Annotated in this window: 7 protein-coding genes and 1 tRNA gene; 3 read left to right on the top strand and 5 right to left on the bottom strand. The window is 34.7% G+C overall.

Annotated features, from left to right (window positions below):
- Positions 1 to 21: 21 nt before the first annotated feature.
- The gene (locus ABS764_RS05870) at positions 22 to 1,341 is read right to left on the bottom strand and encodes a c-type cytochrome (protein ID WP_408080869.1); all 1,320 of its coding nucleotides are present in this window, start codon (positions 1,339 to 1,341) and stop codon (positions 22 to 24) included.
- Positions 1,342 to 1,558: 217 nt separating this feature from the next.
- Here ABS764_RS05870 and ABS764_RS05865 point away from each other — a divergent pair, with 217 nt between their 5' ends.
- The gene (locus ABS764_RS05865) at positions 1,559 to 1,948 is read left to right on the top strand and encodes an SPOR domain-containing protein (protein ID WP_408080868.1); all 390 of its coding nucleotides are present in this window, start codon (positions 1,559 to 1,561) and stop codon (positions 1,946 to 1,948) included.
- A 465-nt stretch (positions 1,949 to 2,413) separates the two neighbouring features.
- Here ABS764_RS05865 and infB read toward each other — a convergent pair whose 3' ends face one another.
- From infB to rimP, 3 genes are read right to left on the bottom strand one after another with little or no spacing between them, the layout of a single operon-like run.
- Entirely contained in the window at positions 2,414 to 5,317 is a 2,904-nt protein-coding gene (infB, locus tag ABS764_RS05860; protein WP_408080867.1) for a translation initiation factor IF-2, read from the bottom strand.
- 49 nt (positions 5,318 to 5,366) lie between these two features.
- Positions 5,367 to 6,620 (bottom strand): transcription termination factor NusA, encoded by a 1,254-nt coding sequence (gene nusA / locus ABS764_RS05855; RefSeq protein ID WP_073241599.1) that lies wholly within the window; start codon positions 6,618 to 6,620, stop codon positions 5,367 to 5,369.
- Positions 6,621 to 6,634: 14 nt separating this feature from the next.
- Positions 6,635 to 7,099, bottom strand: coding sequence for a ribosome assembly cofactor RimP (gene rimP / locus ABS764_RS05850; protein ID WP_408080866.1), 465 nt, complete (start codon positions 7,097 to 7,099; stop codon positions 6,635 to 6,637).
- Between the two features lie 168 nt (positions 7,100 to 7,267).
- Here rimP and ABS764_RS05845 point away from each other — a divergent pair, with 168 nt between their 5' ends.
- Positions 7,268 to 8,092: a universal stress protein gene (locus ABS764_RS05845; protein ID WP_408080865.1), complete on the top strand. Its 825-nt coding sequence runs from the start codon at positions 7,268 to 7,270 to the stop codon at positions 8,090 to 8,092.
- A gap of 51 nt (positions 8,093 to 8,143) precedes the next feature.
- Here ABS764_RS05845 and ABS764_RS05840 read toward each other — a convergent pair.
- A tRNA-Gln gene (locus ABS764_RS05840) sits at positions 8,144 to 8,214 on the bottom strand.
- 216 nt (positions 8,215 to 8,430) lie between these two features.
- On the opposite strand from ABS764_RS05840, the gene ABS764_RS05835 reads away from it, so the two are divergent.
- Positions 8,431 to 11,709: a glycosyltransferase family 117 protein gene (locus ABS764_RS05835; protein ID WP_408080864.1), complete on the top strand. Its 3,279-nt coding sequence runs from the start codon at positions 8,431 to 8,433 to the stop codon at positions 11,707 to 11,709.
- Positions 11,710 to 11,800: the final 91 nt, after the last annotated feature.

The following is an 11,800-nucleotide window of genomic DNA, read 5'->3' as shown; positions in this document are numbered from 1 at the left end:
ATTAAAATCTTAATAATTTGATTAATAGTGGCATTTTCCACATTCTAAACCTCCCATTTGTGCTTCGGTTAATTTCTCCACACCATATTTCTTAGAAAGTTCTTCATGTATCTTAGTATAATACCCATTTCCTTCCATTTTAACATCTGTTTTTCTATGGCAATCAATACACCATCCCATTGTTAAAGGAGCAAATTGTTTTTGAACTTCGTAAGTTTCAACAGGACCATGACACGTTTGACATTCAATACCTCCAACAGTTACGTGTTGAGAGTGATTAAAGTAAACAAAATCAGGTAAATTATGAATACGAACCCATTTTACCGGTTTAGTTTTTCCAGTATAAGACTGAGTGGTTTTATCCCATCCCACTGCGTCATATAACTTTTGGATCTGAGCATCATAAAAAGCTTTACTGTACTCAGGAGTAGCAGTAGTTTCAGCAACTTCAGAAATATTTTTATGACAGTTCATACAAACGTTCAAAGAAGGAATACCTGCAGTTTTACTAACTCTGGCAGCAGAGTGACAATATTTACAGTTAATCTCATTATCACCGGCGTGAATTTTGTGAGAATAATGAATTGGCTGAATAGGTTGATAATCCTGATCAACACCCACCTGCATTAAGAAACCGTATACAAAATACCCACTTGCCAATAATAAGAAAATAGAAGCAATCAGTACTAAAAATTGATTTTTAACAAAAGCCTTCCACAATGGAGTACGCTCCGCTTTAGGAGCAACTTCAATACCGTTAGCTTTGGCAACTTTTCTTAATACATTGTTAACCATTATCAGCATTACTACTAACACTACTAAAACCAACGCAAGAACTCCTAAAATTAAATTATTAGAACTCCCCTCATTAGCTGAGCCTTTAACATCACCAGTTGGCAAAGCAGCCGCTGGTTCAGCTTTAGGTTCAGAAGTATAAGCAATAATATTATCTATATCCTCTGTAGACAACTGAGGAAAAGAAGTCATTACTGATTTATTATTTTCTTCAAATAATTTCACTGCAACAGGATCCCCTGATTTAATCATATCAGAACTGTTATGAACCCACTTATAAAGCCATTCTTTATCGTGCTTATCAGCAACACCTCTAAGTGCAGGACCTGTTGATTTTGCATCAAGTTTATGGCACGCAGCACAATTAGAATTAAAAAGCGCCTTACCTTTTACTGGATCACCACCAGACTGAGCAGCTGCTGGAGCTTCGGTTGCAGCTGCAGGAGCAGCGTCTTGCGCAAATGAAGAGAAGGAAAAAGCCAGCATCATCGCTAAACTTAAAAACATTTTCCTTGAGTTCGAATTATGGTTACCCACCTTTTTCATAAAGTATAATGATTATCTACTAAAAATTGGCACAATTTTTTATACAACAATTTCATATAAAAATGTCCCTTTATTTTAAACAGCCACAAAAATACGACTTAAGAACTATTCTCAAAACCCTAAAATAGCACAAAACTCAATTTATAATAATTCTAAATAAATTTTTTGTTTCACATTCAGCATATAAATATTAATTTTACTTAAAAATCTTCACATTATGAGAATTTTAACTATTCGAACGACTACAATTTACATTACTATTTTTACAATTTGTACTTTCAAATTGGCCGCACAAGAGGCTAAAATTAACATTCATCAAAATCCTAAATTTGAACAGCTTTTAAACGAAAAAAGAAAAATAAACAGCTCAATAGCTGTAAATGAAGGATATAAAATTCAGGTTTTTAGCGGCAACAGTGAAAAAGCAAAAAGCACATTATACAACTGCAGACAAAATTTTCCTGAACTCGACGGAACTATTGTTTTTAACACCCCAAATTACAAAGTCTGGATAGGGAATTTCAAAAGCAGAATTGAAGCGGAACGAAATTTAGCAGAAATCAGAAAAAATTACGAAAATGCATTTCTGATAAAACCTAAGAAATAAAATTTTAACACTATTTGTTACAAAAAAAGGAGCGTAATAAAGTACTTTATTCTTTATTACGCTCCTTTTTTTTCTCTAAATCCACCTTAAAAAGCGCGAATTTAATTTGTTTAAATCTATATACAATTATTCCATTCTAAATCAATACAATCAAAATAAGAACCTGGTCCAGAATATTTGCCACCAACTGCAAACACCCTCGAAATTTCAGATTTCATAACACCTGCAATCCTTTTTATTTTGAAAACGATTGGTCAATCTCTTCAACAAATTATTCCGCAAATTCTCTGCAAACCACTTCTCTTCAACTACTCTTTTGTAATAATTTTATATTCCGTTTTATTGAAATGTAGTACTGAAATCTTTACACCCAAACATTATATTATCTGACGAATTAATTGTAATGTAAAAACAAAAAAAATCCCGACGAATCGGGATTTTTGTTTATAAACTATAATTGAAATATTATTTCAGTTTCTTTTTGATAGCAACTTCATGATAAGCTTCAATAACATCCCTCTCTTCAATGTCATTGTATCCTTTAATCTGGATACCACAGTCATAACCCTTAGTTACTTCTTTCACATCATCTTTGAAACGCTTCAATGCTATTAGCTCACCTTCATGAACAACGACACCTTCTCTAATGATTCTGATTTTAGCATTTCTGGTAATCTTACCATCCATAACCATACATCCTGCAATTGTACCCACTTTAGAAATTTTGAATAGCTCTCTGATTTCAGCAGTTCCTAATACTTCCTCTTTCATTTCAGGAGCAAGCATTCCTTCCATTGCATCTTTCAGGTCATCAATTGCCGCGTAGATAATAGAATAGTAACGGATATCGATTTCTTCCTTATCAGCCAATTGTCTTGCATTTCCGGCAGGACGAACGTTAAATCCGATAATGATTGCATCAGAAGCAGAAGCCAACATAACGTCAGTCTCCGTAATTGCTCCAACTCCTTTATGAATGATATTAATTTGAATCTCTTCAGTAGACAATTTAGAGAACGAATCAGATAATGCTTCTACAGAACCATCCACGTCTCCTTTAAGGATAACGTTCAATTCTTTAAACTGACCTAATGCAATACGACGACCAATTTCATCTAATGTAATGTGACGTTGTGTACGTACGGATTGCTCACGCATTAATTGAGAACGTTTAGCTGCAATTTGTTTTGCTTCTTTTTCGTCTTCAAATACATTGAATTTATCTCCTGCAGTAGCTGCACCATCCAGACCTAATATAGATACCGGCGTTGAAGGCCCCGCAACAGTAACAACATTACCACGCTCATCATGCATAGCCTTAACTTTACCATGATGTTTACCTGCTAGTAAGTAATCTCCAATTTTTAATGTTCCATGTTGTACTAAAATAGTAGATACATATCCTTTTCCTTTATCTAAGAATGCTTCCACTACCGTACCTTGAGCTAATTTATTTGGATTAGATTTCAAATCTAATATTTCAGCCTCTAACAATACTTTTTCCAAAAGCTCTTTTACACCGGTACCTTTTTTAGCAGAGATATCATGCGATTGGATTTTTCCACCCCAGTCTTCTACTAACAAATTCATTCCAGCTAGACGCTCTTTAATTTTTTCCGGATTGGCATTTGGCTTATCCACCTTATTGATAGCAAATATAATTGGTACACCTGCGGCCTGAGCATGAGAAATTGCCTCTTTAGTTTGTGGCATGATATCATCATCGGCAGCAATTACAATAATAGCAATATCGGTTACCTGAGCACCACGCGCACGCATTGCGGTAAACGCCTCGTGACCCGGTGTATCTAAGAATGCTATTTTTTGACCATTATCTAAAGTTACTCCATAAGCACCAATGTGTTGTGTAATACCTCCAGACTCACCAGCGATAACATTTTCTTTACGAATATAATCCAATAAAGAGGTTTTACCGTGATCTACGTGTCCCATTACGGTAACAATAGGCGCTCTGGTTACTAAGTCTTCTTCTTTATCTTCAACTACCTCGATAGCCTCTTCAATATCTACAGTGATAAACTCTACATCATAACCAAACTCGTCTGCAACAATTGTTAGCGTTTCCGCATCCAGACGTTGATTTTGGGTCACCATGATACCAAGAGACATACAGGTTCCAATTACTTTGTTAATTGGCACATCCATCATGATAGCAATTTCACCTACAGTAACGAATTCCGTAACCTTAATAGTCTTACTTTCTTCGTCTAAAGCTCTTTGCTCATCATCAGATTTTTGACGGTGTGTATCTCTTTTATCTCTTCTGTATTTAGCCGCTTTAGATTTCCCTCCTTTTTTGCCCTGAAGTTTTTCTAAAGTCTCTCTAATTTGATTTTTAACTTCCTCTTCTGTTGGCTCTACTTTAGCCACAATAGCAGGACGATTTCCTTTTACAAATCCAGGTCTTGCACCTCTGTTTGCATTAAATCCTCCACCAGTTGTATTAGGTGTAATTTTATTCGGATTAGGAGTTCCAGGAGGCCTGGATGTACCTGACGTATTAGACGTTCCTGGTTTAGGAGCAATTCTTTTACGCTTATTTTTATTAGCATTAGCTCCGGCAGCTCCAGGAGTGCCTGGTTTATTAGGAGTAATTTTAGGATCTTCTTTTTTCTTTTTAGGCTTATTGAACTGCGACAAATCAATAGTTTGCCCTGTCAGCTTAGCTCCTGAAAGTTTTTGATATTGCGTAGCTATAGCTTCTTCAGCTGGCGCTTCATCAGTTTTAGCTGTTTCTTTAACCGCCTTAACCTCTTCATTTTCTTTAGATTTTGAAGCCGATACTACCTCTTCTTTCTTAGGGGATTTATCTTCAGTTACTGGCTTGTTCGTTTCCGCAACAACAGGTTTTTCTTCTTTTTTGTCTGATTCCGATTTCTCTTGAGAAACAGTTTTAGCAGCCGGTTTTTCTTCTGTAGCTTCAGGCTTTGGAGAAACAACTTTTTCTTCTGCCGGAACAGACGGAGGTGTAGGTTTAGAAGGATTTAAATCAATTTTTCCAACCTGAACAGGTCCTGAAATTACAGCTCTTGCTTTAATTACTTCCTGTTGTTGTCTTTGTAATTCTTCTTCTTGCTTACGCTTATCTTCCGCTTCTCTGTCGCGTTCAATACGTAAAGCCTCTTTTTCTTTTCTTTTTTCTTCACCTACTTCCTTAGAAGCTTCTTTTTTCCCTCTGTCACCCGCAAACTGACCGCACAAGACATCGTATACATCGTTGGAAATTTTTGTGTTCGGATTGGATTCTATTGCAATCCCTTTATCTTTAAGATAATCCACAGCTCTTTCCAAAGAAATATTCAATTCCCTTAAAACTTTGTTTATTCTTATTACTCTCTCTTCAGACATATAACCTTTTTATTATTACCTATTTTGTTGTGTTGTTAGAAGCATAGAACTAACTATCAAACTCTTCTTTCAATATTTTCATTACATCCAGAATTGTTTCTTCTTCTAAATCTGTTCTTCTTACTAAGTCTTCTACATCATGCTTCAAAATACTTTTTGCAGTATCTAAACCAATTTTTGCAAATTCCTCTATAATCCACTCTTCAATTTCATCTGAGAATTCTGTTAATTCAACATCATCCTCATCAGCAGTAGCGCCTGCGATATCACCTTCTCTGATAACATCTAACTCATAACCGGTTAATAAACCCGCTAATTTAATGTTATGACCGCCTCTACCAATTGCTTTTGAAACTTCTTCTAATTTTAAGAATACATCAGCACGCTTTGCTTCTTCATTAATTTTAATCGAAGAAACCTTAGCCGGGCTTAATGCTCTTGTTATAAACAATTGAATGTTACTGGTATAATTAATAACATCAATATTTTCATTTCCTAATTCACGAACAATTCCGTGGATACGGGAACCTTTCATTCCCACACAAGCTCCTACCGGATCAATTCTGTCATCATAAGAATCTACGGCTACTTTAGCTTTTTCACCCGGAATTCTTACTACTTTTTTAATCATTATTAAACCGTCAAACACTTCCGGAATTTCCTGTTCAAACAATTTTTCCAAAAACTTCTCTGAAGTTCTGGACATAATAATCTGAGGTTTATTTCCTTTTAGCTCAACACTTTCAATAATACCACGTACATTATCTCCTTTACGGAAGAAATCAGATGGAATTTGTTTTTCTTTTGGAAGTACAATTTCGTTTCCTTCATCATCTACCAGAATAACTACTCTTGGTCTCACATGATGTACTTCGGCAGTATAAATATCACCTATTAAATCTTTAAATTGCTTGTAAAGATTCGTATTATCATGCTCATGTATTTTTGATATCAAATTCTGACGCAAAGCCAAAATAGCTCTTCTTCCTAAATCAATCAATTTTACTTCTTCAGAAACCTCTTCACCAATTTCAAAATCTGCTTCAATTTTTCTGGCTTCTGTTAAAGTAATCTCTTCATTTTCAAAATCTAAATCTTCGTCAGCAACGATTACCCTTCTTCTCCAAATTTCCATATCTCCCTTATCAGGATTGATAATGATATCGAAATTATCATCTGAACCGTATTTTTTCTTCAATGCATTTCTAAATACATCTTCTAAAATTGCCATAAGCGTTACACGATCAATAAGTTTATCATCTTTAAACTCTGAAAATGAATCGATTAATGCTAAATTTTCCATGCGAATTCTTTAAATTAAAATGTTACTGTAACAACCGCCTCTTTAATTTCTGTATAAGGTATCTGTTGTTCTTTCTGTACTGTTTCTTTTCCTTTTCCTATTTTTTTAGGCTCTCTTGCTTTCCAAGACAAAATTATAAAATCTTCATTAGCATCAATCAATTCTGCTTCGATTTTTTCTTCATTTGTAGTCACTATCAGTGTTCTACCAATATTTTTTTTATACTGACGAACTAATTTTAGTGGCGATCCCACCCCTACTGAAGCTACTTCAAGCGAAAAATCCTGCTCTTCTCTGTCAAGATTACTCTCTATAGCACGACTAATATCGATACAATCCTGCAAAACCACTCCGTTATCATCATCCAAAGTTATAATTACCTTAAACGCATCGGTAATAGTCAGGTCAATCAAAAAAAGCGAAGGACGCTCTTCAAGAGCTTCCTGCAATAATGTATTTACTTTTTCTTTAAATGTCATATTTTTTATAAAAAGAGGGGACATTTAGTCCCCTCATTATCTAGATTTTAATAAATAACGGCACAAATATAGTGTTTATTTTTATAAACCAAAAATAATTGACTGCTGTAAAATTATTCCTTACCTTTATTTCAATAAAAAACTACAAACACAAACCCAATCATAATCATGAAGAAAATATTAGTCCCTACAGATTTTTCAATTCAAGCTGAAAACGCCCTGAAACTAGCTGCACAACTAGCCCAAAATAACAATTATGAAATTCATCTACTACACATAATGGAAATTCCCAGCCAGATGAATGATGCGATTACAGGCGCCACACCAATACCTGATATCATGTTTTTTATCCAAAAAGCAAAAGAAACACTGCGCTTTACAAAAGAAAAAGACTACCTTAAAGAACTCACCATCATCGATTCCATCAAAATGGAAAAAGCATCCACAGGAATCCTCTCTTACATAGACGAATACAATATAGACCTTGTAGTAATGGGTTCTAACGGAGTTTCAGGAATTGAAGAAATAATCATAGGCTCCAATACCGAAAAAGTAGTTCGCAGATCCTCAGCACCGGTTATAGTTATCAAAGAAGAAATTCCGGTTTTTAACCCAAAAAACATTGTCTTTGCTTCTGATTTTACTGAAGAAATCAAAAAACCGTTTACAAAAATACTTGATTTTGTCAATTTATTTGACGCCAAATTAAATCTGGTGACCATCTGCACCCCAAACAGCTTTAAAACAACCGCTGTCGCAAATAAAATAATGAATGAATTTACCAGTGAATTTGCAATTAAAAACTTCTCAACAAACATTTACAATGACAGCAACATCGAGAAAGGTATCATTCATTTTTCCAAGGAAATCAATGCTGATTTAATTAGCTTCTGCACCCATGGAAGAACAGGTCTTTCCCATTTTTTCACCGGAAGCATTAGCGAAGATCTGGCCAATCACGCCTCTAAACCACTTATCATATTTAAAATATAACAACGCATAAACTAAAAATAAAAAAGCCTCTCGAATGAGAGGCTTTTTACGTTGGTCTACTAGGACTCGAACCTAGAAAGACTGCACCAAAAACAGTTGTGTTACCATTACACCATAGACCAGCAGTGCTTTATTGCGAGTGCAAATTTACAAGCTTTTTCAGTTTACACAAATTTTTTTTGACTTTTTTTTCTAAAAAAAATAAAAAAAATAAAAACTCTTTTATAATCAGGCAGTTAAAAACCAGATTAGTTTTATAGAAAATTTTGTTAATGGCAGTATCCTTAAATAAAAAAACATTTTCTTTGTAACTCGAAAAATTAACTAAATTTTATTACATGAATAAGGAGTCTTTCAATTTCAAAAAATGGAATACCATCATCGGATGGCTTGCATTTGGAATCGCATTAATAACCTATTCTCTTACTGTTGAGCCCACAATGAGCTTTTGGGATTGTGGAGAATATATTGCCACAGCAGCAAAACTGGAAGTTGGTCATCCGCCGGGAGCCCCTTTATTTCAAATGATTGGTGCTTTTTTTGCCATGTTTGCCGCAAGTCCTCAACATGTTGCTTTAATGGTGAATATGACTTCTGTTTTTTCGAGCGCTTTTACAATCCTTTTTATGTTTTGGTCTTCCACTATGATTTTGAAAAAAATCATAAACAGCTCTGAAGAATACAATAAAAATAATGGCATTGTAATTTTAGGAAGTTCCTTTGTAGGTGCTTTAGCTTATACTTTCTCGGATAGTTTTTGGTTCAACGCTGTTGAAGCCGAAGTATATGCAATGGCCTCTTTACTGATCGCCTTACTTTTTTGGCTTGGATTACGCTGGGAACAGGATATGGATAAACCAAGAGGAAATAAATGGCTACTTATTATATCACTAGTAACAGGACTTTCATTTGGAGTGCATTTTATGGCATTATTAACCATTCCGGCTATTGGATTTTTATATTATTTTAAAAATTACAAAACAATAACAATCAAAAACTTCATCATAGCCAATGTGGTTGTGATCTCTGTTTTATTATTTATTTTTAAATTACTGCTTCCTTTAACTATGGCATTTTTTGCAAAAGCAGAAGTTTTCACTGTAAATAGCCTTGGAATGCCGTTTAACTCCGGAACTATTTTAGCTGCATTAGCACTAATCGCTGCTTTTTATTTTGGCCTAAAATTCACTAAAGACAAAGGTTTAGTAACATACAACACACTTATTCTTTGTATTTTATTTATTTTAATTGGTTTTTCTACCTGGCTGATGCTTCCTATTCGCGCTAATGCCAATGTTATTATTAACGAAAACAAACCATCAGACGCACGAGAAGTTCTGGCTTATTACAACAGAGAACAGTATGGCTCAAACCCTTTGTTTTATGGCCCTCAGTACACGGAAACCTTTGTTGGTTTAGACCCTGATAATCCATACCGCGATAAAGCACCTAACTACGAGAGAGATTACAAAACCGGAAAGTATGTTATTGTAAACAACTATAAAAATGCGGAACAGAATAGCGATGATTCCCAAAAAGCGTTCTTACCAAGAATGTGGAGCACAGGCAATATTGAAAACTATATCAACTTTACTAATCCGCCTCAATTCAAGATAAATCCTAATTATCCATACGAAAATGATTTAGCACGCTACGGAATTGACGCAAGCAAATTATCTGAAGAAGATTACAATAGAGCTACTGCACAATTAAGAAATGAAGTAGAAAAAACCATTAGCGAATTCAGGAAAGCATATGCTCAGAAACAAATTGATAATGAAGGTTATGTAAAATTCCTAAGAAGCTACAGTGATTATTTAATCATTGAAAAACCTACCACAGCAGACAATCTTAGTTTCATGGTTGAATTTCAATTTGGCTATATGTATTGGAGATACTTAATGTGGAATTTTGTTGGGCGTCAGAGCGACAATCAGGGGAGATATGACAATCAGGACGGAAACTGGTTAAGCGGAATTAAGTTTATTGATGAAATCCACTTAGGTCCGCAAGACAATCTACCTACGGATGCCTTAAACAACAAAGGCCGTAATGTTTATTATTTCATCCCTTTTATCCTGGGACTTATCGGTTTAATGTATCATGCAGGGAAAGACTTAAAAAGTTTTTATGTGCTGTTGATACTATTTCTTTTTACCGGAATTGCATTAAAAATCTACCTTAATGAAAGACCTTTTGAACCCAGAGAAAGAGATTATGCCTTAGTAGGCTCTTTCTATGTGTTTGCTATCTGGATCGGACTTGGTGTTTATTCGTTATACGAAAGTGCTACTAAATACCTGAACGCAAAAATTGCCGGTCCTGTAATTATAGCCGCTTCTTTATTAGCTGCACCGGTTTTAATGGCTTCGCAAAACTGGGATGATCACAATCGTTCTGGGAAATACACTGCGTTAGCAATGGCAAAAGCCTATTTAAATTCATGTGATCCTGATGCCATTTTATTCACTATTGGAGACAATGATACCTTCCCGTTATGGTATGCACAAGAAATTGAAAGCATCAGAACCGATGTAAAAATTGTAAACACCAGCCTTTTCATGACCGATTGGTACATTGATCAGATGAAAACTAAAACTTATGAATCTGATCCTTTGCCTATTTCGTTTACACACGATCAATATGTGGGAGATAAATTAGATTATGTGGTCAGTATTCCAAAGATAAAAAGCCGCTGGACCGTAAAAGGATTTATGGATTTTATCAAACATCCTAAATCAACTGTTGACATGCAAAACGGTCAGACCATTCATTTCTACCCTACTAATCAGGTTAGAATACCTGTGGACAAAAATGCTATTATTAAAAACAAAATGGTATCTGAGAAAGATTACGACTCAATTGTTCCTTACATAGATATCGATATTCAGGGAAGTGCCCTATACAAAAACAGACTAATGATGCTCGACCTTATTGCAAATAACAATTGGAAAAGACCAATCTATTTTAGCGGAGGAGCTTTTGAAGATGAAGAATATCTTTGGATGAAAGATTACCTTCAACTGGATGGTATGGTTTACAAACTGATTCCTGTAAAAACTACTATTCCTAAAGACGGTAATCCTATGGAAATGGGAAAAATTGATGCTGATAAAATGTACAACATTGTAATGAAATGGGATTGGGGCAACAGTAATGGTGATATTTATCACGACCCTGAAACCCGCCGTGAAAGTATTACTTACAGAACAAATCTTTCCCGATTAATGGATCAACTGATTAAAGAAGGTAAAATGGACAAGGCTAAAAAAGTAATTAATTTAGCCATGGAAAAAATGCCTGTAGACAAGTTTGGCTACTATTCCTTATTAGAACCTTTTACCAATGGATATTATCAGGTAGGTGAAAAAGAAAAAGCACAGCAACTTCTAAATAAGTTAGTAGGTAAATACAAAGAAAACTTAAATTACTACAGTAAGATGAGCGCGACAGACCAGTCTGATATTGTTATCGATATTGTTACAGACATTGAACGCTACAGAGCGCTGCTGGGAGTAATGAAGAAAAACAACGATACTGCTTTTTTCCAGAAACACCGGGCTACTTTCAACACCTATATTGATATCTTCGAGCGTTTCGGAAGAGATAAAGAATAAAAGAAAATCTATTTTCTTAAAAAAAAATGTAGCAATCTTCAAACACAAGATTGCTACATTTTTTTTATCTTTAATTTTAAACTTTTTTTAC

The organism is Flavobacterium plantiphilum (genome assembly GCF_046000495.1).
In the GTDB taxonomy this organism is placed as follows: domain Bacteria; phylum Bacteroidota; class Bacteroidia; order Flavobacteriales; family Flavobacteriaceae; genus Flavobacterium; species Flavobacterium plantiphilum.
The sequence above is the reverse complement of the archived record's forward strand: the minus strand, read 5'-3'. Positions and strand labels throughout refer to the sequence as shown.